The following is a 23,406-nucleotide window of genomic DNA, read 5'->3' as shown; positions in this document are numbered from 1 at the left end:
CTCAGATCATGTGATGCACGAGGTCATAAAGCGACGGCTTGTCGCCCGGTGACCCGTCAAAGCGTTTCTGGAACGCCCCGTCCTTCAGGACGAGGATCGTGTGGCTGAGGCCGATGGCCTCCTCCAGCGTGTCGGCAACCAGCACGATGCCCGCACCGGCGGCGCTCATCTCGCGCACCATGTCGTAGACGTCTTCCTTGGCCCCGATATCGAGCCCCCGCGTGGGGTGGTCGAGAAGGATGATGTCCGACCCGCCGGACCGCCACTTCGCCAGCACGACCTTCTGCTGGTTGCCGCCCGACAGTCCGCCGCAATCCTTGTAGATATCGGGCGTCTTGATCGACAGGCGCTTGACCCATTCCTCGGCCAGCGCCTTTTCCCGGTCGATGCGCAGCACCCCGCCCGAGGCGTAGTTGCCCATCTGGCTGAGGGTCATGTTCTCGTAGACGTTCATGCCGGTCACGATGCCTTCGACCTTGCGCTCGCGCGGGACGTAGCCCACCCCGCGGGCCACCGCCTCCTGCGCGCTCGTTCGGTGGTAGGGCTTGCCCTTCACCTCCACCCGGCCCGAGGTCGGCCGTTCGAGGCCGAAGACCGTGCGCAGGATCGCCTCCCGCCCGGAGCCTTCGGTCCCGACAAGACACAGCACCTCGCCCGGGTGCAGGTCGAAGGAGATGTCGCTGAACTTGCCCGCGACGCTCACCCGGTCGAACTGCACCAGCACGCGCGAGGGATCGTAGGGTTTCTGCTTCTGCTCGCGGTAATATTCCTTGTCGACGTCCCGGCCGACCATCTTGTGCTGGATCTCCTCGACCCGGGCGGTGTCGTGATCGACCACGTCCACCACCTCGCCGTCCTTCATCACGTAGATGCGGTCCGACAGTTCCAGCACCTCGTCCATGCGGTGACTGACGAAGATGAAGGACGCCCGGCTCGTCAGTTCCCGCACCAGCCGGAACAGCAGTTCCACCTCCTCGCGCGCCAGGACGCTGGTCGGTTCGTCCAGAAGGATCACGAGGTCGCCCTCGATGCGTTCCTCAAGGGTCAGGACCTTGGCCAGCTCCACCAGCTGCCGCTGCGCGAAGGACAGCTTCGACGTGACCGTGGCCGGGTCGATCTCCAGCCGCACCTTGGCAAGCTGCCGTTTCGCCGCCGCCGCCATCGCCTTCCAGTCGATGACGCCCCAGCGCACGAACTGCTGCTCGAACCCGAGGAAGATGTTCTCCATCACCGTCAGGTTGGTGATCAGCGACTGCTCCTGGAACACCATGCCGATGCCATGGTCCATCGCCTGCCGCGGGTTCTGGAACCGGACGGTCCTGCCGTCGATGGTGATCGTGCCGCCGTCGGGCTGATAGGTGCCGTAGATCACCTTCATCAGCGTCGATTTCCCGGCGCCGTTCTCCCCCACGAGGCCCACGATCTCGCCGCGCCCGATGCGGAAATCCACCGCCTTCAGCGCATGCACGCCGGGAAATTTCTTGTCGACCTTGTTCAGCTGATACATCGACCCGCCCCCTATTTCACGAAGCTGATGGTATTGCGGTTGGTCGACAGGATCACGGCAAGGATCACGAGGATGCCCAGCACGCCGTCCTGCACGTAGCCGGGCAGCCCGATCACCACCATGCCGTTGCCGATGACAAAGACGATCAGCACGCCGACCAGCGTGTTCCACACGCCGCCGATCCCGCCCCAGAGCGCGGTGCCCCCGACCACGACCGCGGTGATCGACAGAAACATGAAGTTGTTGCCGGTGGCAGTCTCGGCGATTCCGATGCGGCCCACCGCCAGCAGCGCGCCCACCGCAAAGAACACGCCCGCCAGCGTGAACCCCATGATCCGCACCCGGTTGACGTTCAGGCCGGAGGCAATCGCCAGGTCCTCGCCCCCGCCCACCGCGTAGAAGTTGCGGCCCAGCGTGGTGCGCGTCTGGATGAACCACGCGATCAGCAGGAAGACCGCAGCGACATAGACCATCAGCGGAAAGTTCAGGATGCGCTGGGTCAGGAGCGCGCGGAACAGCTCGTCCTCGATGCGGATGCGGTCGCCGCCGGTCATCACCATGGCAAGCCCCGTCCCCACGAACCCCATGGCGAGCGAGGCCATGAACGACGGGATCTTCAGCTTGACGTGGATGAGCCCGTTGACGAACCCCAGCGCCGCGCCGACCAGCATGGCGATAGGGATGGCAAGCCAGGCCCAGCTTGCCAGTGTGCCCCCCAGCCAGAGGAAACAGAAGGCGAAGGACACCGCGCAGACCGACACCGTCCCCTCCATCGACAGGTCGATGGACCCCATGATGATGATGAAGGTCACGCCGATCGCCACCATCAGCGCGGGCGAAGCGGCGATCAGGATGCGCGCGAAGTTGCGTGTCGACAGGAAGCGCGGCTCCATCACGGCGAAGACCGCGCAGAGCACCAGAAGCACCAGAAGCGGCGCCCATTTCGCCAGCGTCTCGCGCCCGATCCCGGCACCGGCCCTGCGCGCGCCCTCTGTCCTGCCCGTGGTTTCAGTGATGGCCAAGATGTGTCCTCCCCAAAGCGGCCGGCGCGGTCCTCTGACCGTCATCCGGCGCATGGGCCAGCCGGGAACGCGCCCGGCTGGCCCGGTCCTCCCGGATCAATTGTAGGCGATGGGTCCGTTCGACGGGCCCCAGAAGTCGTTCCAGTCGTAGCTCGGCACGCTGTCGAGGTAGTTCGCCTTGAACTCCAGCGCGTCCTCCGGCTGCACCATGATGGTCGGGCCGTAGAATTCGCGGTGCTCGTTGGGTTCCTCGGACGGTTTGAAGGTGCCGATGGCCGCGTGATAGGCCAGCGCCGCGGTGATGCCGCCGCCCCAGTGCGGGTTGGTGAACACGGTGGCCAGGATCTTGCGGTCCGCGACCAGCTGCACCGCCTGCGGGTTGCCGTCATAGGACACGATGGGCATGTCCTCGATCCCCTCGGCCCGCAGCGCCTCGAGCACGCCGTAGGCGATAGTGTCGTTGGCGCAATGCACGCCGGTGATCTCGTCGCCATAGCGCGTGAGGAAGGCGGACATCACCTGGTTGGCCTTCTGGGTGTCCCAGTCAGCCGGTTCCGCCGCCAGCAGTTCCACGTCCGGGTAATCCTCCAGCGCGTTCTTCAGGCCCTGAAGCCGCTCGATGGCCGGGTTGTTCGATGCGATCCCGCCCAGGTGCACGACGCCGCCCTTGCCGCCCATCGCCTCAAGCAGGATGCGCGCGGTCTCTTCCGCCGGGCCCTCGTCCGACCAGCTCATGTGACTGACGTAGTTGTCGCCGAAATCCCACGGGTGCAGGTCGTCGGTCTTGTTCCACAGGGTCGAGACATAGGCGTTCGCCTCCGCCACCGCCTCCACCACAGGACGCGCGTTCGGCGCGTCGTTGGTGTCGATGGCAAGCGCGAGGTTGCCGCCCGTCTTCGCCAGAATCGCCTTCACGTCGGCCAGCGACTTCTCCGACGACCCCTCGTTGATGAGGTGCGTGAGCGCATCCTTCGACATGCCGAGGCTTTGCACGAAGGCCTCGCCGCCCGACACGATCTCGTTCCAGTAGGGGTTGGTGCGGTTGCGGTAGGACCACGCGATGGTCGGGTCGGTCAGCGCCGCCCGCGCCATGTTCGGACCCAGCGCGCCAAGTGCCGCCGCCCCGCCCAGCCCGTAGGCCGACGCGAACAGGAAGTTCCGGCGGTTGATTTTCTCTTTCTCGATGAAGCCCTTGATGAAATTCGACATAGTTTTCCTCCCTCAACGGCGCTGTGCCGTCCTCCTGAAACACGCGTGATGTCCCGGCCCCTCCGGGGTGCCGCACCGCCCTTCATCGCGGACGGTCGCCAGATAACGCACTAACTGGTTACTTCCTTGTTCATCGAATCGTCAAGCCCCATGAGAGCTTTGGGGCGAAAACGGCCCATGGCTGCGAGCGGAAGCTTTTGACCGCGCCCCGCGAAGTGAGGTAGGGGCATGGGAACCACGCCGGGGCGAAGGGAAGAGATGGCAGACGACACAACCAGGAAGACCCGCGATGCCGACGCGACGCGCGCGCGCATCCTTGCCGCCGCGAAGAAGGAATTCGCCAAGAGCGGTCTGGGCGGCGCCCGTGTCGACGAGATCGCCGACCGCGCCAAGGCCAACAAGCGGATGATCTACCACTACTTCGGCAACAAGGAGGACCTGTTCCGCATCGTGCTGGAGGAGGCCTACACCGACATCCGGACCGCCGAGCAGTCGCTGGAACTGGAACACCTGCCCGCCCGCGACGCGCTGGAAAAGCTGATCCGCTTCACCTGGGATTACTACCTGAAGAACCCGGAATTCATCACGCTGGTGAACAGCGAGAACCTGCACAAGGCCCGCCACCTGAAGAAGTCCGAAAAGATTGACGTCCTGTTCCAGCGCTTCGTCGGCATGGTCGGCGGCCTTCTGGAACGCGGCGTCGAGGAAGGCGTCTTCCGCCCCGGCATCGACCCCGTGCAGCTCAACATCACCATCGCCGCCATCGGCTACTACTACCTGACCAACCGCTTCACCGGCTCCATCGTCTTCCGGCGCGACCTGATGTCCGCCGAGGCCCTCGAAGAGCGTCTGGCCTTCAACATCGAAACGATCATGCGGCTGGTCTGCATCGAGCCCTGAACGTCACCCATGCGTCAGCCCCAGCGCCCGGATCGCCGCCTCGGCGCAGGCGATGTCCTCGTGCTCCTGCGCGCCCGACACGCCAAGCCCGCCGATGCAGGCCCCCGCCTCGAAGACCGCTAGTCCCCCGCCCCACGTGATGAACCTTTGCCGCGTGGCAAGGCCCAGCGACAGGGTCGGGCTGGCGGCCATGCGTTCGCCGAAGGCCCGCGTCGATTTCCGCAGGGTGCCGGCGGTATAGGCCTTGTCCACCGCGAAGGCCGCGACGGGCGGCGCGGCACCGTCCGTCCGTCCGAAGGCAACGAGCGTGCCGAAGGGATCGGTGACTGCCACCGCAACCTCCCATCCGTTGTCCCGCGCGTGGGTCAGAGCCGCCTCCACAAGGGCAAGCGCCGCCGCATAAGTGATCTGGGGGCGGGTCTGGCTGATCTGCATGGTCGTTGGATCCTTCGAGAGGGCGGGCGATGCCGGGATGGCCGCCGCACTATGTAACCATTCGGTTACGGCGAACGTGTCACCGACAAGGCCCCCCTGTCAACGCCAACCGCCGCCATTCCCGGGCCCGTCACCCCTGCCCCACCGATTCTCTGCCCGGCACAGCCAAGCCTTTGACCGCAAAGCCCTCCCTGCTAAGCTGTGAAAACACACTTTTCCGCTGTCACACGATTTTTCCAAAATATTTCATAGCCTTGCAGCGGGATCTTCACCCAACGCGCGAAACGGCGGAACGGCGCCTTCGCCCCTCGGCGCAAGAAACAGTTGCCAACACCCCTTTCGCTTGCGTAAAGAAACGGAAAATAAAGCGCTGGCGAAAAACAGCGTTCCTGACGAGGCGGTGAAACAGATGGCGGGAACAGAGCCCATCCATATCAATACCCGTATCCGCGAAAACGCGGGGAACCTGGCAGGTGCGCTCGAACAGCACCTCCTGAAAAGCTTTGCCCCCGACGCGCGCAAGCAGCTCCGCCTGTTCTCCGCCGGAGAGGCCGCCGACCTGCTCGGCATTTCCCCCAGCTTCCTGCGCAAGCTCCATTTCGAGGAACGCGTGCCCGAGGTCCAGACCTCTGCCGGCGGCCGCCGCTCCTACTCCGCCGACGACCTGCTGACAATCCGCCGCATTCTCGAGGACAACTCCCGCACCACCGGCACCTACCTCAAGGGCCGGCGCGAGGGCGACAAGGTGCAGGTGCTCAGCTTCCTGAACTTCAAGGGCGGCTCGGGCAAGACGACCTCCTCGATCCACGCCGCGCAGCGCCTCGCGCTCAAGGGCTACCGGGTGCTCGCCGTCGACATCGACCCGCAGGCCTCGCTCACCTCGCTCTTCGGGTTCCAGCCGGAATACGACTTCCTGCACTCCGGGTCGATCTACGACGCGATCCGCTACGAGGAGCCCCTGCCCTTCTCCGAGATCATCCAGGAAACCTATTTCCCCGGTCTCCACCTCGCGCCGGGCGGGCTGATCCTGCAGGAGTTCGAGCACGAGACGCCGACCGCGCTGCGCAACAACATCCAGCCCGCCTTCTACGCACGCATGGCCGCCGCCCTGCAGGAAGTCGAGGACCGCTACGACGTCATCATCTTCGACTGCCCGCCGCAGCTTGGTTATCTGACCATGTCCGCGCTCTGCGCCTCCACCGGGATCCTGATCACCGTGGTGCCGAACATGCTCGACGTCGCCTCCATGTCGCAGTTCCTGCAGATGAGCGCCGACCTGCTCGACGTGGTGTCGAACGCCGGTGCGCGGATGGAGTTCGACTTCCTCCGCTTCCTCATCAACCGCTACGAACCGCAGGACGGCCCACAGCAGCAGGTGGTCGCCTTCCTCCGCAACCTCTTCGGCAGCGAGGTCATGGTCGCGCCCATGCTGAAATCCACCGCGATTTCCGACGCCGGGCTGACCCAGCAGACCATCTACGAGGTCGAGCGCAGCGCCTTCCATCGGTCCACCTACGACCGCGCGATAGAGTCGCTGAACGCGGTGAACGACGAAATCGAGGCACTGATGCAGCAGGCATGGGGACGCTGACATGGCACGCAAGGGGATCCTGACCACCGGCAACGCAACCGAGACCGCGCAGCCTTCGCGGCGTCCCAGCCCCTCCGCCCCGCGCGGCACCGTGGGCGCGCTGCAAAGCTCGCTCACCCGCCTGCAGGAAAGCGCCGTGCAGGAGATCGAGGCCGAGCGCATCGTCGATGCCGGCGTGGCCGACCGTCTCGGCGACGATCCCGTGGCGGACGAGGCGCTGCAGGCGAGCCTGAAAACCTACGGCCAGCAGGTGCCGGTGCTGGTGCGCCCCCATGCCGGGCAGCCGGGCCAGTTCGAGATCGTCTATGGCCGCCGCCGTGTACGGGCGCTGCGCGCGCTCGGCCTGCCGGTCAAGGCCATGGTGCGGCACCTCGACGACCAGGCGCTGGTGCTGGCCCAGGGCCAGGAGAACACCGCCCGCAAGGACCTGTCGTTCATCGAGAAGGCCAGCTTTGCCGCCCAGCTCGACGCGCTGGACTACGACCGGCAGACAATCGCCGCGGCGCTGTCGATCGACCTGCCCATGGTCAGCCGGATGCTGCGCGTGGGCCGGGCCTTCGACATCGGCTTCCTGCGCCACATCGGCTCTGCCCCGGGGATCGGACGCGAGCGCTGGCTGAAGCTGGAGGAGGCGATGCAGCGCCCCGCCATGGCCGACAAGGTGGAGGCCTGCCTGCCGCTCCTGGCCGACATCGCCGACAGCGACACCCGGTTCGAACAGGTGCTGGCCTGGGCCAGCGACGCCCCCAGCCCGCTGAAGCCCCGCGCCGCCACGGGCCGTGCGCGCAAGGTCGTCAGCGAGGCCGGATATGAAATCGGCAAGATCCGGCATGGCGACAAGGGGCTGGTGCTGACCGTGCCGCACGGCGACGCGCCGGAGTTCGCCCGCTGGGTCGACGCCCAGGCAGAAGACATCGTCAAGGATCTTTACGACCGCTGGATCAAGTCGCGGTCGGAAGACTGAACCGAAACCCGAGCAGACAACAAAGGAGGCACGAGCCCGGACAAAAGAAAAGCCCCCCAGGACAAATCCCGGAGAGCTCTCTCATTTCTCGCACTCTTGAGATAGCCGTTCCCCCCTGATCCTGTCAACGCCACCGATTCGGTGGAGCGGTCTTTTTTTGTCTTTCGTGAACTGAAAATGACGGAACTGTCCCGAATCCGCTTCGGGCAGCCTGTCGGGATGTGCCCGGAGGCCGGCCCTGCGCCCGCCGACAAGTGGGCCATCCTCGACGCGCTGACCCATGCCGCCGAGGACTTCGGCCTCAATCACCGGACGCTGGGTGTGCTGCGCGCGCTCCTGACCTTCTTCCCCGACCGCGCCCTGCCCGCGGACCGCGGCGCCGGGGTGGTCTACCCGTCGAACCGCGTGCTGGCGGAGCGGCTGAACGGGATGCCGGAAAGCACCCTGCGCCGGCACCTTGCCACGCTGGTCCGCTCCGGGCTGGTGGACCGCCACGACAGCGCCAACCGCAAGAGGTTCGCCCGGTTCGGCGGTGTGGCCTTCGGTTTCGACCTGAGCCCCCTCGCCCGCTATGCCGAGGCGCTGCAGGCCGCCGCCGACCGCGCGCTGGCCCGTCGCGCCCAGGCGGACGCCTTGCGCGCCCGGATCGCCTCCACCAGGCAACGGCTGCTGGAGGACGGCTGCGACGCGGCCGACCCGCTGATCGAGGATGCCCGCCTCTGCCAGCGCCGCAAGCTGCCCGTGGAAGAGCTGGAGGCGCTTGCGCACGCACTGGACAACCGGCTGACAACCGCCCTGCCCGCAGCCGGAATGAGCGCCAGCGACAGCCGGAATGAGCGGCACATACAGACTACAGATCAATCCGAATCTGTATCTTCCGTGGACATCCGGGACAGAGACGAAACCCCTGCCCTGTCGAAGGTGCTGGACAGTTGCCATGAATACCAGAGTTTCTTTCCAACGCGGAACCCGGACTGGCCGACGCTGGTCTCCGTGGCGGAGCGGTTGCATCCGATGATGGGCATAGACACCCAAGTGTTTGTCGAAGCACGGCAGAGAATGGGCGCGGAGCGGGCCGCGACGGTGCTGCTCTGCATGCTGGAGACGATGGACAAGATCCGGAAACCGGGGGCCTATCTGAGGGCGCTGTGCCAGCGGGCGGACCGGGGTCTGCTGAACCTTGGCGGGATGCTGAAGGCCGCGAGCGGCGCGCGATTGTCAGCTGACAATTTCGGATGACACCGGCGCGCCTCGGGCTGAATTGTCAGCTGACAATTTCCATGGCGCCACCTGTGCCCTATGTCAGCGGCGGTCGCGCCCCTGTTGCCAGCGTTCGAAATCCCGCTGTGCGGTTTCCAGCGTCTCGATGTTGAGGGTTCGTGTCACCAGCGCACGGTTCAGCGCCCGTACCCGCTTGTTCAGCGGCATGTCGTCGGAGGCCTCGTCGTCCACGCCGAGCTTTTCGTAAAGCGACAGAAGGCGGTTCTGCACGGTGCGCAGGGACATGCCGCGCCGTTCGGCGATGATGCGGTCCTGAAGGCCGATAGCGAGGTCCAGCAGCACCGCGAACTCGCTGTCGTCGAGCGTGTTCCGGGGAGAGGCGGCGCGGCGTTGCAGCCGATGGATTTCCCGGTCGACCATGATCTGGCCCTCGACCAGCACGGCGCGCAGGGCCAGCTTCAGCCGGTCGCGGGGGGCGGTCTTCAGCAGGTAGCCGTAGGCGCTGTCCTCCGGCACGATGGCGGCGATGCCGCGCAGGTAGGCCTCGTCCGCGTAGTTCGACCAGAACAGGATGCGGGTCTCGGGCCGTTCGGTCCAGAGGGTGCGGGCCGCCTCGATCCCGTTGCGGCGGGACATGCGCAGGTCCATGACCACGGCGTCGATGGCCAGGGCGCGGGCCTCGTGCTCGGCCTCTTCGCCGTTCACCGCGTGGAAGATCTCGGTCACTTCGGGGAGGGTCTCGGCCAGCACGTCTTCCATGTAGGAAGCGTGGAACTGGTCGTCCTCGACAAGCAGAACCCTCATGGCCCGGTCCTCAGCGTGACGCGGACGACGGTGCCGTGATCGGCCTCGATATCCAGCCCGGCCGAGATCAGCCGCGCCCGGGTGCGCATGTGCATGAGGCCCGACTGGCGGGCGGGCGCGGCGGGAATGCCGCAGCCGTCGTCGCGCACGGTGATTGTCAGCAGGGCAGGGGCCGGATGCTCGACCGTCACGGAGATCCGGCTGGCCCCGGCGTGGCGTGTTGCGTTGTTGATGGCTTCCTGCGTGATGTGGAACAGCGCGGTGCGCACCGTGGGGTCGAGCGCGTCCGGCACCCCGTCCGTCAGGTCGTCAACCTCAAGTTGCGCCCCGGATTCGCCCGAAGCGCGTTCCAGGTGCACGCGGACGGCGTGGGCAAACCCGAACAGTTCCAGCAGCGTGGGCACGGCGGTGTCGATGATCCGGCGCAGGTCGTCGATTGTCTGCCGGAGGCGTGAGGCGAGCACGTCGCGGGGCAGGGGGCGGTCACCGGTCGCCTCGCGCAGGAGGCGGGACAGGTCGGCCAGCGTCTGGTCGTGCAGGTCCATGCCGACGCGCTGGCGCTCTGCCTCGAGCGCGCGGGTCAGTTCCAGCGCGCCGCGGCGCAGCCCCTCGTCGCCGGTGGCGGAGCGGGGCAGGCGCCGCGCCCGGTCCGAGCGGTGCAGGATGTGGAACCACGGCGAGAGCACGTCGGCGATCTGCTGCGCCAGCGCGACCGTCTGCGCATCATAGAGCCCGCGGGTCGAATGGGAGAGGTTCAGCGTGCCGATGATCTCGCCGCGGACGCGCATCAGCACGTTCACCCGGGCGCGCAGCTTGTGGTTCAGGATCGGCTCGCAGGTGGCGCCGGGGAAGGTGTAGCGCGGGTCCTGCGTGGCGTCCTCCGTCAGCATGACCTCGCACTGGCCGAGCAGCAGGTCGCGGATCGGCGCGTGGTCGATCCGGCCAGAGGCGCGCGACCAGCGGGTGCGGATGCCGACCTCGTGGCTGACCACCCAACCGGGGCGGTCCAGCAGGCAGATGTCGCAATGCGTGAAGGGGATCAGCGCGGCGATGTCACCGGCCACGGCCCCGAGCGCGCCGGTGATGTCCGTCACGCCGGTGAGCCGCCGCGCGATGTCGAGCAGCGCCACGCCGGTGCGCGGTTCGCCGAGGGTGTCGGCCATGTGTCCTCCCTTGTCCGCGCGGCGCTTAATGGCGCTGCCTTGCGCGGTTCCGCAAGTCTGCCCCCGTTGCGGGGGAAATGGAACACCCGAACCCGCAAGTTCGTTGCGGGTTCCCGCAACAGGTCTGCGGGCGACAGCCTTTACAGCGGCGGTGGGTATGGCCACCATTCCCCTCGCCGGCCGGGTGGAGAGAACCGGGCGGTCAAAGGTAGTGCGGCACACGCACAGGGAGGAAAATTCATGAAGACGTTTCTGACGGGCGCGGCGACGCTGGCCCTACTGGCTGGCGCGGCACATGCGGAAAGCCATCTGGCGGACACTTCGGACAAGCGCATCGCGCTGTCCAACAACTACGCGGGCAACTCGTGGCGGCAGGCCATGCTGCAGACCTTCGAGGAGACAGCCGAGGCCGCCGTGGCCGATGGCGTGGTGGCGGCGGCGGATGCCTTCACCACATCCGAGAACCAGGCCACCGAGCAGGCCGCGCAGATCCAGAACATGATCCTGCAGGGCTATGACGCCATCGTGCTGAACGCCGCCTCGCCGACCGCCCTGAACGGCGCTGTTGCCGAGGCCTGCGGTGCCGGGCTGATCGTGGTCAGCTTCGACGGGATCGTGACGGAGCCCTGCGCCTGGCGGATCGCGGTGGATTTCGCGGCGATGGGCAAGGAAGAGGTCGACTACCTCGCCGGCCGTCTGCCCGACGGCGGCAACCTGCTGGAGATCCGCGGCCTGGCCGGTGTCTTCGTCGATGACGAGATTTCCAAGGGCATCCACGAAGGTGTGGCGGAACACGACCAGTTCGAGATCGTCGGTTCGGTTCATGGGGACTGGGCGCAGGACGTGGCGCAGAAGGCGGTTGCGGGTATCCTGCCCTCGCTGCCCGAGATCGTGGGCGTCGTGACCCAGGGCGGCGACGGGTATGGTGCGGCGCAGGCCTTCGAGGCCGCGGGCCGCGATACGCCGCTGATCGTGCTGGGCAACCGCCAGGACGAGCTGAAGTGGTGGGCCGAGCAGCGCGACGCCAACGGCTACGAGACGCTGTCGCTGTCGATCGCGCCCGGTGTCGCCTCGCTGGCGTTCTGGGTGGCGCAGCAGATCCTTGCGGGCGAAGAGGTGCCGAAGGACCTGACCGTGCCGTTCCTGAAGATCACGCAGGACGATCTGGACAGCGCGCTGGAAACCACGCCCGAGGGTTCTGTGGCGAACGTCAGCTACACGCTGGAAGACGCGCAGGCGGTGATTTCCGAAGCAAAGTGACGTAAGGGCATGCGCGCCCCGCACCACCGTCCGGCGGGGGCGGGGCGCGTTTCCCGGCACGTCCTGACATGGGGACCGGATGACCGACCAAGACCATACGCCTGTCGTCGCGCTGACGCAGGCGGCGAAACATTTCGGCCCGGTGCGGGCCCTCGACGGGGTCAGCCTGCGGGTCGGTCCGGGGGATTGCCTCGGGCTCGTGGGGCACAACGGCGCGGGTAAGTCGACGCTGGTGAACCTGATCAACGGCACCTTCGGGCCGAGTTCCGGCGAGGTGGCGTTTCCGTCCGGGACGGAGGGCGTCCGATCGGTCTTTCAGGAGCTGTCGCTCTGTCCGAACCTGACGGTGGCGGAGAACCTGCGGGTGTCGCATCCCGGCCTGAAGGGCCTCGCGTGGCGGCGGCAGGCGCGGGCGGAGATCCTCGCCAGCCTCGACAGGGTGTTTCCCGGCCATGGCATCGACGCCGACGCGGAGGTCGACCGGCTGAGCATCGCGGAGCGGCAGATGGTGGAGATCGCCATCGGCTTTGCCCCGCGCGGCGGTGAGGCGCGGCTGGTGATCCTGGACGAGCCGACCTCGTCGCTGGACGAGGGCATCGCGCGGCAGTTGCTGGACCACGTGAAGGGCTTCTGCGCGGCGGGCGGGGCGGTGATCTTCATCAGCCACATGCTGGGCGAGATCTTTGCCGTGGCGAGCCGCATCGTCGTGCTGAAGGACGGCCGTGTCGTGGCGGACAGGCCCGCGGCGGAATTCACGCGCGCCGGGCTGGTGGATGCCATGGGCCACGTCGCCACAGAGGCGGTCGCCCAGCAGGCGGCGCGGTCGGCGCCGGGCGATGTGGTGATCCGCACGCCCGAGGGGTTGGAAGCGCGCCGCGGCGAGGTCGTGGGGCTGTCGGGCCTCGCGGGGCACGGGCAGGCGGCGGCGCTGGCGCGGCTGTACCTGTCGCAGTCCTCGGACTGGCGGGCGGGCCGGGCCTCGAAGGCCGTGTTCGTCGCGGGCGACCGGGCGCGCGACGGCGTGCTGCCCTTGTGGTCGATCCTGCGCAACATCTCGATTTCCGTGCTGCAGCGCGACGCGCGGCGGGGGCTGGTGAACCGCAGCGCCGAACGCGCGCTGGCGGAGGACTGGCAGCGGCGCATCGGCATCCGTACCGACGACCTGACGAACCCGATCCTGTCGCTGTCGGGCGGCAACCAGCAGAAGGTGCTGTTCGCCCGTGCGCTGGCCTCCGACGCGGAGGTGGTGGTGATGGATGATCCCATGCGCGGGGTCGACGTGGGCACGAAGCAGGACGTCTATGCCATGATCCGCGCCGAGGCCGCGAAGGGCCGCACCTTCCTGTGGTATTCGACCGAGACCGAAGAGGTCTGCCAGTGCGACCGCGTCTTCGTCTTCCGTGATGGACGGATCAGCGCCGAGCTGACCGGCGACCAGATCACCGAGGAGCGCATCCTCGAGGCGTCCTTCGAAATGCAGGAGGCGTCCTGATGCCACAGCGTTACCGGATCCTGTTGCCGGTCGTGTCGCTGGCCGTGCTGCTGGCGCTGACCTTCTGGATGCAGCCGAGGGCGATGAGCTACTTCGGCCTGAACCTGCTGTTCAACCTGGCGGTGCCGATCGCGCTGGCGACCATCGCGCAGATGATGATCATCATGGTGAACGACATCGACCTGAGCCTTGGCGCCTTCGTGAGCCTCGTGGCCTGCGTGACCGCCACATGGCTGAACGACGCGCCGCTGACCGGGGTGCTGATCCTCCTGTTGCTGGTGCTGTCCTATGCGGCGATGGGGGCGGTGATCCACGTGCTGGAACTGCCCGCCATCGTGGTGACGCTGGGCATGTCCTTTGTCTGGGGCGGGCTGGCGCTGTTCATCCTGCCGACGCCGGGCGGGGCCGCGCCGGGCTGGCTGAGGACGCTGATGACGGTGAAGCCGCCGCTGATGCCCATGGCCGTGGTGGCCGCCATCCTGATCGCTGTCGTGACGCATCTGATGGTCATGCGCTCCGGCCTTGGCACGGTGCTGCGCGGGCTTGGCGGCAACGCCCGGTCGGTCGCCCGGGCCGGGTGGAACGTCACCCTGCTGAAGGCCACGGCCTACGGGCTTGCCGGGCTGTTCGGCGTGCTTGCCGGCATGGCACTGGTCGGGCTGACGACCTCCGCCGATGCCAATATCGCGCTGCGCTACACCCTTTTGAGCATCGCGGGCGTGATCCTGGGCGGCGGCGAGTTCATCGGCGGCAAGGTGAGCCCGGTGGGCGCGGTGATCGGTGCGCTGACGCTGACGCTTGCGGCCTCCTTCCTGTCCTTCCTGCGGCTGTCGCCGGACTGGCAGATCGGCGCGCAGGGCGCGATCCTGATCCTTGTCCTGACCGCACGGCTGCTGTTCTCGCGGCGGGGGGCTGCGGCATGAACCTGAACATGAACGTGAAACCGTGGCTTTGGGCGTGGCTGGCGGCCGCACTGGCCTTTGCCGCGACGCTGGGCCTGACCTCGGGCCGCGGGGCAGGGGAACTGGCCTATGCCGCCATGAGCTTTGGTGCCTTCGCCGCCATCGTGGGGCTGGGGCAGATGCTGGTCATCACGCTGGGGCCGGGCAACGTCGACCTGTCGATCCCGGCCACCATGACGCTGGCGGGCACGCTGGCGCTGAAGGTGATGGGCAGCGATCCGGGCACCGCGTGGCTGGGTCTGGCGGTGGCGCTGGCCACGGGCCTTGGCGTGGGGCTTGCGAATTTTGCGCTGATCTTCCTGCTGCGGCTGCCGCCGATCATCGCCACGCTTGCCGCCTCGCTGATCTACCAGTCGCTCGCCATCTGGTCGAACCGGGGCCTGCGCATCAAGCCGCCCGAGGGGCTGGCCGACTTTGCCACCGGGCGCCTGCTGGGCGTGCCGAACGTGGCCTGGGTGGCGCTGCTGCTGGCCGTGGTCACATGGGTGCTGCTTGAACGGTCGGTCTGGGGCCGGTGGCTTCTGGCGTCGGGCCAGAACCTGCGCGCGGCGCGGCTGGCGGGCGTGCCGGTACAGGCGGTCCGGGCGGCGACCTACCTGGCCGTCGCGGTCTTTGCCGCGCTGGCGGGCTACCTGCTGTCGAGCTTTTCCGGCGGTGCGGCGCTGAACATGGGGGCGGAATACCTGCTGATGTCCATCGCCGTGGTGGTGATCGGCGGCAGCTCCATCGCCGGGGGCAATTCCAACGTGCCGGGTGTCCTCGGGGCCGCGCTCTTCATGTTCCTTGTTGTCTCGATGCTCAACAGTTACGGCGCGGGGGCGGGCGTGCGCAACGTCATGACCGGCGCCATCATCATTGCCATCGTCATTGCCGCCAGTGCCCGGAGGACCCGCCCATGATCACCTTTCCCCCGCATATCGAAACCCTGGACGACCGGTTCCGGGGGCTCGTGCACCCGATGGGCAAGCTGGAGAAGATCGCCGAGGGCTTCACCTGGACCGAAGGGCCGGTGTGGTTCGGGGACCGCGACTGCCTGCTGTTCTCCGACATCCCGTCGCGGCGGATCATGATGTGGTCCGAGGCCACGGGCGTGACGCTGTACCGGGGCGAGAGCGGCTTCAACAACGGCAACACGCGCGACCGGCAGGGGCGGCTGATCGGCTGCCGTCACGGCGCGCGCGACGTGGTGCGCACCGAGCATGACGGCACCCTGACGGTGCTGGCGGACAGCTTCGAGGGCAGGCGGCTGAACTCGCCGAACGACGTGGTGGTGGGCAGCGACGGCACGGTGTGGTTCACCGATCCGACCTACGGCATCATCTCGGACTTCGAGGGCTACCGGGCGGAGCCGGAGCAGGCGGCGCGCAACGTCTACCGGCTGTCGCCTGAGGGCGCGCTGACGGTGGCGGTGTCGGACTTCACGCAGCCGAACGGTCTGTGCTTTTCGCCCGACGAGCGCACGCTTTACATCGCCGAAAGCGGGTCGAGCCATGACGACCGCGTGGCGCCGGTGATCCGGCAGTTCGCGGTGGAGGGCGGCAGGCTGACCGACCGGGGGGTGTTTGCGACCATCGACACCGGGCTGCCGGACGGCATCCGCTGCGACACCTCGGGCAACCTGTGGTCCTCGGCGGCGGACGGGGTGCATTGCTTTGCGCCGGACGGCACGCTTCTGGGCAAGATCCTCGTGCCAGAGGTGGTCTCGAACCTGTGTTTCGGCGGCTCGGACGGGCGGCGGTTGTTCATCACCGCCACCAGCACGGTCTACCGCATCTTCGTCGACGCGGCGGGGGCCGAACCCTGGACGCGGGGCCGGCTGTCCTGAGACGGGCAGGGGGTCAGGCGTACCTGTCCCCCAGATGCGCGAGGTAGGCCGAGGGATCGGTCGGGCCGCCCGTCATCTCTGCCCGCGTGCGCGACCGCCCGTGCCGCCAGACCCGGTCGGCCAGTGCGGCGCGCAGCGGGCCGTAGTCGGCGCGGTCGAGCGCGGGCCCCACGGTGTCGTCCGCCCGGATCTGCGCAAAGAGCGTCGCGGCGGTGACATTGCCGATGGTGTAGGTCGGGAAGGACCCGAAATAGCCCGAGGACCAGTGCACGTCCTGCAGGCAGCCCGCGCCGTCGTCCGGCACCTCCAGCCCAAGATCCTCGCGCATGGCGGTGTTCCAGGCCTCCGGCACGTCGGCGGCCTTCAGCGAGCCGTCCATCAGCGCCATCTCGATCCGGACGCGGAGCATGATGTGCAGGTCGTAGGTCAGTTCGTCCGATTCGACGCGCGTCAGGCCGGGCTGGGCGTGGCGGATCGCGGCCAGCCACGCCTCGACCGTCACGTCGCCGAGCTGATCGGGGAAGGCGTCGCGCAGGGTGCCGAAGTGCCGGTCCCAGAAGGCGGCAGAGCGGCCCACGTGGTTCTCGATCAGCCGCGACTGGCTTTCGTGCATCCCGAAGGAGGTGCCGCCCACGGCGTAGAGCAGCCGCAGGTCGGTGGCGTGCACGCCGCGGGTAAAGGCCGGGTCGATGCCCTGTTCGTAGAGCGCGTGGCCGGTTTCGTGCAGCGTCCCGAAAAGCGCCATGGGCAGGTAGTCGGGCCGCCAGCGCGAGGTGATGCGCACGTCGTTCCGGGTCATGCTGACCTCGAACGGATGCACGGTGGTGTCGAGCCTGCCGCGGTCGAAGTCGTAGCCCATGGTTTCGGCGAAGCCGTGGCAGACCCGTTGCTGGGTGGCCACGTCGAAGCTGCGGAACAGGAAGTCGCGGCGCGGGGCGGGGCGGCCCCGGACCGTGTCGAGCAGCGGCAGGATGCCGGCGCGCAGGGTATCGAAGAGCGCGGCGAGCGAGGCGGCGGTTTCCCCGGGCTCGTAGAGGTCGGCCATGGCGTCATAGGGGTGATCTTCGTACCCCAGCGCCTCTGCCTGTTCGCGGGCAAGGTCGACCGCCTGTTCGAGGTAGGGCCGGAAGAGCGCGAAGTCCGCGGTGCGCCGCGCCTCCGCCCATGCCTTTCCGGCGGGCGCGCCCTGTTCCGCCTGCGCCTGCAGCAGCCGGGCCGGGATCGCGGCGTGAAAGTCGCGGGCGTCCAGCACGGCCTGCGCGGCACGGCGGTCGGCTTCGGTTGCGGCATCCAGCAGCGCGGCCTCGGCGGCGTCGCGCATGGCGGGGTCGAGGATCATCTCGCGCGCGAGGCCCTTGAGCGTGGCGATCTGCTGGCCGCGCGTCCCCGCCCCGCCCGAAGGCATGGTCACGCGGGCGTCCCACTGCAGGAGGTTGACGCTGCACAGGAGGTCGTTGATCCGGCCGACCCGGGTGGCGAAAGCGGTCATGCCGCGGCCTCCTGTCCGGTGCCGCCATCGTTGAGGTGACAGGCCACCTGCCCGGTGGGTGTCTTGCCGAGGCGCGGCACCTCCGCCTTGCAGCGCGGCCCGGCGAAAGGGCAGCGCGGGTGGAAGGCGCAGCCGGAGGGCGGCGAAAGCGGCGAGGGGATTTCCCCCTTGATCGGCTGGAAATCGGCGCGGCCCGTGCCGAGCGTCGGGACGGAGGCGAGAAGCGCCTTCGTGTAGGGGTGCTGCGGCGCGGCGTAGAGGTCGGCGGCGGGGGCCAGCTCCACCACGCGGCCGAGGTACATGATCGCCACCCGGTCGCAGACGTGGCGGACGACGGACAGGTCGTGGCTGATGAAGATCGCTGTCAGGTCCATGCGCTTGCGCAGGTCCATGAAGAGGTTGAGCACCTGCGCCTGGATCGACACGTCGAGGGAGGCGACGGCCTCGTCCAGCACGAGGAGGTCCGGCTCCATGGCGAGGGCGCGGGCGATGGCGATTCGCTGCCGCTGTCCGCCGGAGAACTGGTGCGGCAGCCGGTCGGCATAGGCGCCTTCCAGCCCCACCTGTTCCAGAAGGGCGCGCACGCGGGCAGGGGCCTCGGACGCGGTCCAGATGCCGTGCAGGCGCGGCCCTTCGGAGATCGTCTCGCCCACCCGCATCCGCGGGTCGAGGCTGGCGAAGGGGTCCTGGTGGATCATCTGCACGCGGGTCGTGGTCTTTTTCACCGTGCCGCGCCGCCATGTGGCGACGGGTTCGCCGTCGAGCCGGATCGCGCCGTCCGAGGGGGCGTAGATGCCGGAGACCAGCCGCCCCAGCGTGGACTTGCCGCAGCCGGATTCACCGACGAGGCCCAGCACCTCGCCGCGTTCCACGGTCAGGTCGATGTCCGACAGGGCGTGCACGGTGGCCGAGCTGTCCTGCCCGGTCAGCCGGTCGGCGAAGCGTTCGATCAGGCCGGGCGTGCGGCTGAAGCGCTTGGACGCGCCGGAGATGGTGAGCAGGCTCATGCGATGCCCTCCGTCAGCGGGTGGTGGCACAGGGCGAAGTGGGTGTCGCCGGACCGGGGCGGTTCTGTCGCGCAGGCGGCGGTGGCACGGGGGCAGCGCGGGCGGAAGGCGCAGCCCGTAGGCAGGTTCACCAGCTGCGGCGTGGCGCCGGGGATCTGCGGCAGCGGCTGGCCGGGTTCGTGCAGCGAGGGCACGCTTTCGATCAGCCCGCGGGTGTAGGGGTGGCGCGGGCGCGAGAGGACCTCTTCGGCGCTGCCGCTCTCGACGATCCGGCCCGCGTACATCACGCAGATGTCGTCGGCGAGCGAGGACACCACGGCAAGGTCGTGCGTGACCCAGACGATGGCGGTGCCGGTCTCGTCGGCGAGCCGGCGCACCTCTGCCAGGATCTGCCCCTGGATGGAGACGTCGAGCGCGGTGGTGGGTTCATCGGCGATGATGACCGAAGGGCCGTGCAGCAGCGCGGTGGCGATGGCGACGCGCTGGCGCATCCCGCCCGAAAGCTGGTGCGGATATGCGCGCAGGCGTTCGGCGGGGGAGGGGATGCCCACGGTTTCCAGCGCCTGCCGGGCACGGTCCCACGCGGCAGCCTTTGACACGCGGTCGTGCACGCGCACGGCCATGGCCATCTGGTCGCCCACGCGCAGCACCGGGTTCAGCGTCATCATCGGGTCCTGGAAGACCATGGCGACATGCTTGCCCCGCATCCGGCGCAGCGCATCGGGCGAGAGCTTGCGCAGGTCGGTGCCGTCCACCAGCACCTCGCCATCGGTGATCTGCCCCGGCGCGTCGATCAAGCCCAGGACGGAGAAGCCCGTGACGCTTTTTCCCGATCCGCTTTCGCCGACGAGGCCCATGATGCGGCCCGGCTCGACCGAGAAGCTCACGTCGTTCACCGCCGTCACCGGGCCCTTGCGCGTGTCGAACCGGGTGGTCAGGCCCCGGACGGCCAGCGCGGCGGTCATCGCTGGTTCCTCGGGTCGAGGACGTGGCGCACCTGGTCTCCGACGAGGTTGATGGCGACGACAGTGATCATCAGGAAGATCCCCGGATAGATGGACAGCCATGTGCGGTCCGTGTGGATGTACTTGAACCCGTTCGAGATCAGCGAGCCGAGCGAGGGCTCGGTCAGCGGCAGGCCCACGCCGAGGAAGCTGAGCGTGGCCTCCAGCGCGATGGCGGAGGCGACCTGCACGGTGGCGACGACGATCAGCGGCGGCAGCACGTTCGGCAGGAGGTGGCGGAACAGCACGCGGCGGGCGGGCAGGGGGGTGGAGCGGGCGGCCTCGATGTAGTCCTTGCCGCGTTCCACGGTGGCCGCGCCGTGGGCGGTCCGGGCGAAGTAGGCGTATTGCGCGACGACAAGCGCGAGGATGATCTGGGCCACGCCCTGTCCCAGCATCGCCACCAGCACCAGCGCCAGCAGGATCGCGGGCATCGACAGTTGCAGGTCGACGATCCGCATCAGCAGGCTTTCCAGACGCCCGCCGAAATAGGCCGCCGTCAGTCCGACGGTGATGCCCACCAACAGGGCCAGCGCCCCGGCGCTGAGGCCGATCACGAAGGAGGTGCGCAGCCCGTAGAGGATCGCCGACAGCATGTCGCGGCCCGCGTTGTCGGTGCCGAGGATGTGCACGTAGCCGCCCGAGCCTTCGGTGCCGGGGCGCAGGAAGGCGTCCATCCAGTCGAGCGCCGCCATGTCGTAGGGGTTCTGCGGTGTGACCCAGGGCGCGCCGAAGCTGAGGACCGCCAGGAGGACGATGATCACCAGCGAGATCACCGCGACGGGCGAGCGGCGGAAGTCCGACCAGAAGTCGCGCAGGCGCGAGGCGCGCGTGGCGAGGGGGGCAGCGGCTGGGGTGGCCGCCACGTTGCCTTCGGGTGTGAGGGTATCGCGCTCTGCGGTGGTGCCGGCCATCATGCGCCCCCTTTCAGGCGGACGCGGGGATCGAGCCGCGCATAGATCAGGTCAACGGTCAGGTTGATGAGCACGAAGAGGATCACCACCAGCACGAGGTAGGTGACCATCACCGGCCGGTCGAGTTGCAGGATCGAGTCGATGATCAGCTTGCCCACGCCGGGCCAGGTGAAGACGCTCTCGGTCACCACGGCGAAGGCGAGGGTGGAGCCGAGTTCGAGGCCAAAGACCGTGACGATCGGGATCGAGATGTTGCGCAGCACGTGGGAGAAGATGATCTGCCGGTCGGTCAGCCCCTGGGCGCGGGCGAAGCGGACGTAATCGGTGCGCATCGCCTCCACCATGCCGGCGCGGGTGAGGCGGATCATCAGGCCCATCTTGAACAGCGAGAGGTTCAGCGCGGGCATGATGACATGGCTCCAGCCGTCGGCGGTGGCCAGCGAAGTCGGGATGCCGAGGAAGCTGCCCACGTCGCCGCGGCCGCCGGAGGGCAGGATGCCGAGGTTGACCGCGAAGGTCATGATGAGCAGCATCCCGATCCAGAAGGTCGGCACCGAAAAGCCCAGCACCGAGAGCGCCATGATCGCCTTGGCGGCCACGCTGTCGGGGCGGTAGCCGGCGTAAAGCCCGGCGGGAATGCCGATGAAGGTCGCGATGCAGACCGAGACGAAGACCAGTTCCAGCGTCGCGGGAAGGCGCGAGAACACGAGGTCGACGACGGGGATGTTGTAGACCATCGACGTGCCCATGTCGCCCTGCGCGACATTGCCGAGGAAGGTCAGGTACTGCCGCCAGAGCGGCTGATCCAGCCCGTACTGGGCGATCAGCTTGGCGCGGATTTCCTGCGTGGCGCCCGGGTCGATCAGCACGTCGATCGGGTTGCCGATGGCGTAGACGCCCACGAAGACGATGATCGACATGGCAAAGACCACGATCACTGCCTGCGCCAGCCGTTGGACGAGGTATCCGAGCATCGGGTTCCTTTCTGGCGGAGAGAGGACCGGCGCCGCGAGTGGCAGCGGCGCCGGTCCGGAGTGAAGGCCGGGCGGACCCGGCCCGCGGGGTTATTGCGCCGGAGTGATCTCGTAGGCGCGGGTTTCCTGGTCGACGCGGGGCGAGAAGGTCAGGGTGGCGTCATCCGCGGCCCAGACCGTCTGCAGGATCACCGTGGGGATCAGCGCGCGGTCGTCCATCGCGATGAAGGACGCCTCTTCATAGAGCGTGCGGCGCTTGTCTGCGTCAAGCGTCTGCGCGCCTTCATCGAAGACCTTGTCGAACTCGGGGTTGGAGTAGTCCGTCCGGTTGAAGTTGCCGAAGCCCTTGTCGGCATCCGGGGTGCGGATCATCGCGCCGTAGGTATAGGCGGCCTCGCCCGTCAGGGTGCCCCAGGCGGACATCGCCATGGAGTATTCCTTGCGCGCTGCGGCGGGGAAGAAGACCGTGCCGTTCAGCGCCTGCGCGTTCACCTTCAGGCCCAGCCGGGACCACATCTGTGCCAGCGCCTCGCAGACCACGGCATCGCCGGGCACGCGGTTGTTGGTGCAGGTGAAGTCGATCTCGAACCCGTCCGGGTAGCCCGCTTCGGCCAGCAGCGCCTTGGCCTGCTCGATGTCGTACTCCTTGGCGCCGATCTTGTCGGTGTAGCCGAAGAAGCCCTCGGGCATGAGCTGGTTGGCGGGCGTGCCGAGACCTTCGAGCACGACGTTGACCAGCACTTCGCGGTTGATCGCGAGATCGAGTGCCTTGCGGACGCGGGCATCCTTCAGCGGGTTCTCGTCGATTTCCTCGCCGTTGACCTTGACCTTCTGGGGCAGGGGCTCTGCCTGGCTGGGCTGGACGTTGAGGATGTAGATGGAATCCGACACGAAGGTTTCGAGGTCGGAGTCGTTCTGCATCGCGAGGTAGTCGGAGGCCGGCACGTAGTTGATCAGGTCGACCTCGCCCGAACGCAGGGCCGCCACGCGGGCCGCGTCGTCGGGGATCTCCTTGCGGGTCACGTTGTCCCAGGCGACGTCGCCGCCCCACCAGCCGTCGAACTTCTCGAGCACGAGGTCGCCCTTCGGCTCCCAGCTGACGAAGGTGAAGGGGCCGGTGCCGATGGCCTTCTCGCCGGAGTTGAACTCCTCGTTGCCCGCTTCCATGCCGGTTTCGGACGGCACCACGAAGAGGCGGGTGAAGTCGTTCGGAAGGGCGGGTGCGATGCCCTTGGTCTTGATGTGCAGGGTGTAGTCGTCGACCACTTCGACGCTGTCCACGTACTTGGTGTAAAGCGTCATCGGCATCGGGCCGGTCACGACCGGAATGCGCTCGATCGAGAATTTCACGTCCTCGGCGGTGAAGTCGGTGCCGTCATGGAATTTCACGCCTTCGCGCAGCTTGAATTCCCAGGTGGTGTCGTCGATGGGCTCCCACGAGACGGCGAGGCCGGGCTTGAGCTGCAGCTTGGCGTCCACGTCGACCAGCGTGTCGTAGATGTGACGCAGGGCCTCGGCCTGGCTGCCCAGGGTGGACCAGTGCGGGTCGATGGAATCCGGCCCGGCGCGGAGGCCGATCACCAGGTCTTCGGCCATCGCGGGAACGGCGGCCAGAAGGGCCAGCGCCGCGGTGGCGCAGCGTAGTCTGCGGATGTTCATTTGG

The 23,406-nt window shown here is 67.9% G+C and carries 21 protein-coding genes; 9 read left to right on the top strand and 12 right to left on the bottom strand.

Annotated elements, in window-relative coordinates; genetic code table 11:
* Position 1: 1 nt before the first annotated feature.
* From QNI11_RS27445 to QNI11_RS27435, 3 genes are all read right to left on the bottom strand, one after another.
* Entirely contained in the window at positions 2-1,507 is a 1,506-nt protein-coding gene (locus QNI11_RS27445; protein ID WP_283984115.1) for a sugar ABC transporter ATP-binding protein, read from the bottom strand.
* Between the two features lie 11 nt (positions 1,508-1,518).
* Entirely contained in the window at positions 1,519-2,523 is a 1,005-nt protein-coding gene (locus QNI11_RS27440) for an ABC transporter permease (protein WP_306418252.1), read from the bottom strand.
* A gap of 102 nt (positions 2,524-2,625) precedes the next feature.
* Positions 2,626-3,738: a sugar ABC transporter substrate-binding protein gene (locus tag QNI11_RS27435; protein WP_100931645.1), complete on the bottom strand. Its 1,113-nt coding sequence runs from the start codon at positions 3,736-3,738 to the stop codon at positions 2,626-2,628.
* A 258-nt stretch (positions 3,739-3,996) separates the two neighbouring features.
* Here QNI11_RS27435 and QNI11_RS27430 point away from each other — a divergent pair, with 258 nt between their 5' ends.
* Positions 3,997-4,638 (top strand): TetR/AcrR family transcriptional regulator, encoded by a 642-nt coding sequence (locus QNI11_RS27430; protein WP_100931646.1) that lies wholly within the window; start codon positions 3,997-3,999, stop codon positions 4,636-4,638.
* A gap of 3 nt (positions 4,639-4,641) precedes the next feature.
* On the opposite strand, the gene QNI11_RS27425 is transcribed toward QNI11_RS27430, so the two are convergent.
* Positions 4,642-5,073 carry a heme-binding protein gene (locus QNI11_RS27425; protein ID WP_283984113.1) on the bottom strand — a complete coding sequence of 144 codons (432 nt, stop codon included), beginning with the start codon at positions 5,071-5,073 and terminating at the stop codon, positions 4,642-4,644.
* A gap of 409 nt (positions 5,074-5,482) precedes the next feature.
* On the opposite strand from QNI11_RS27425, the gene repA reads away from it, so the two are divergent.
* From repA to repC, 3 genes are all read left to right on the top strand, one after another.
* The gene (repA, locus tag QNI11_RS27420) at positions 5,483-6,664 is read left to right on the top strand and encodes a plasmid partitioning protein RepA (RefSeq protein ID WP_283984112.1); all 1,182 of its coding nucleotides are present in this window, start codon (positions 5,483-5,485) and stop codon (positions 6,662-6,664) included.
* A gap of 1 nt (position 6,665) precedes the next feature.
* Positions 6,666-7,628 carry a plasmid partitioning protein RepB gene (repB, locus tag QNI11_RS27415; RefSeq protein WP_283984111.1) on the top strand — a complete coding sequence of 321 codons (963 nt, stop codon included), beginning with the start codon at positions 6,666-6,668 and terminating at the stop codon, positions 7,626-7,628.
* 177 nt (positions 7,629-7,805) lie between these two features.
* Entirely contained in the window at positions 7,806-8,867 is a 1,062-nt protein-coding gene (repC, locus tag QNI11_RS27410; protein ID WP_283984110.1) for a plasmid replication protein RepC, read from the top strand.
* Positions 8,868-8,930: 63 nt separating this feature from the next.
* Here the strand turns inward: repC and QNI11_RS27405 are convergent, their stop codons facing one another.
* Positions 8,931-9,653, bottom strand: a complete 723-nt coding sequence (locus QNI11_RS27405) for a response regulator transcription factor (RefSeq protein WP_100931650.1) — start codon at positions 9,651-9,653, stop codon at positions 8,931-8,933.
* Complete coding sequence (locus QNI11_RS27400) at positions 9,650-10,816, bottom strand: GAF domain-containing sensor histidine kinase (protein ID WP_100931651.1); 1,167 nt, start codon at positions 10,814-10,816, stop codon at positions 9,650-9,652. The genes QNI11_RS27405 and QNI11_RS27400 overlap by 4 nt, the downstream gene beginning before the upstream one ends.
* A 240-nt stretch (positions 10,817-11,056) precedes the next feature.
* On the opposite strand from QNI11_RS27400, the gene QNI11_RS27395 reads away from it, so the two are divergent.
* The 5 genes from QNI11_RS27395 (at position 11,057) to QNI11_RS27375 (ending at position 16,355) form a co-directional block, all read left to right on the top strand.
* Positions 11,057-12,076 (top strand): ABC transporter substrate-binding protein, encoded by a 1,020-nt coding sequence (locus tag QNI11_RS27395; RefSeq protein ID WP_100931652.1) that lies wholly within the window; start codon positions 11,057-11,059, stop codon positions 12,074-12,076.
* A 79-nt stretch (positions 12,077-12,155) separates the two neighbouring features.
* The gene (locus QNI11_RS27390; RefSeq protein ID WP_283984109.1) at positions 12,156-13,568 is read left to right on the top strand and encodes a sugar ABC transporter ATP-binding protein; all 1,413 of its coding nucleotides are present in this window, start codon (positions 12,156-12,158) and stop codon (positions 13,566-13,568) included.
* Complete coding sequence (locus tag QNI11_RS27385) at positions 13,568-14,491, top strand: ABC transporter permease (RefSeq protein ID WP_283984108.1); 924 nt, start codon at positions 13,568-13,570, stop codon at positions 14,489-14,491. Before QNI11_RS27390 ends, QNI11_RS27385 begins: the two co-directional genes overlap by 1 nt.
* Positions 14,488-15,429, top strand: coding sequence for an ABC transporter permease (locus tag QNI11_RS27380; protein ID WP_283984107.1), 942 nt, complete (start codon positions 14,488-14,490; stop codon positions 15,427-15,429). Before QNI11_RS27385 ends, QNI11_RS27380 begins: the two co-directional genes overlap by 4 nt.
* Complete coding sequence (locus QNI11_RS27375; protein ID WP_283984106.1) at positions 15,426-16,355, top strand: SMP-30/gluconolactonase/LRE family protein; 930 nt, start codon at positions 15,426-15,428, stop codon at positions 16,353-16,355. Before QNI11_RS27380 ends, QNI11_RS27375 begins: the two co-directional genes overlap by 4 nt.
* A 13-nt stretch (positions 16,356-16,368) precedes the next feature.
* On the opposite strand, the gene QNI11_RS27370 is transcribed toward QNI11_RS27375, so the two are convergent.
* The 6 genes from QNI11_RS27370 to QNI11_RS27345 form a co-directional block, all read right to left on the bottom strand.
* The gene (locus QNI11_RS27370; protein WP_283984105.1) at positions 16,369-17,844 is read right to left on the bottom strand and encodes a carboxypeptidase M32; all 1,476 of its coding nucleotides are present in this window, start codon (positions 17,842-17,844) and stop codon (positions 16,369-16,371) included.
* Positions 17,841-18,851 (bottom strand): ABC transporter ATP-binding protein, encoded by a 1,011-nt coding sequence (locus QNI11_RS27365; protein ID WP_283984104.1) that lies wholly within the window; start codon positions 18,849-18,851, stop codon positions 17,841-17,843. The genes QNI11_RS27370 and QNI11_RS27365 overlap by 4 nt, the downstream gene beginning before the upstream one ends.
* Complete coding sequence (locus QNI11_RS27360; protein WP_283984103.1) at positions 18,848-19,816, bottom strand: ABC transporter ATP-binding protein; 969 nt, start codon at positions 19,814-19,816, stop codon at positions 18,848-18,850. The genes QNI11_RS27365 and QNI11_RS27360 overlap by 4 nt, the downstream gene beginning before the upstream one ends.
* Entirely contained in the window at positions 19,813-20,769 is a 957-nt protein-coding gene (locus tag QNI11_RS27355) for an ABC transporter permease (RefSeq protein WP_283984102.1), read from the bottom strand. The genes QNI11_RS27360 and QNI11_RS27355 overlap by 4 nt, the downstream gene beginning before the upstream one ends.
* Positions 20,769-21,743, bottom strand: a complete 975-nt coding sequence (locus QNI11_RS27350; protein ID WP_283984162.1) for an ABC transporter permease — start codon at positions 21,741-21,743, stop codon at positions 20,769-20,771. The genes QNI11_RS27355 and QNI11_RS27350 overlap by 1 nt, the downstream gene beginning before the upstream one ends.
* A gap of 90 nt (positions 21,744-21,833) precedes the next feature.
* Positions 21,834-23,402: an ABC transporter substrate-binding protein gene (locus tag QNI11_RS27345; RefSeq protein WP_283984161.1), complete on the bottom strand. Its 1,569-nt coding sequence runs from the start codon at positions 23,400-23,402 to the stop codon at positions 21,834-21,836.
* Positions 23,403-23,406 lie beyond the last annotated feature (4 nt).

This window comes from Sagittula sp. MA-2 (assembly GCF_030126985.1).
In the GTDB taxonomy this organism is placed as follows: Bacteria; Pseudomonadota; Alphaproteobacteria; order Rhodobacterales; family Rhodobacteraceae; genus Sagittula.
This window is presented reverse-complemented; position numbering and strand designations above follow the sequence as displayed.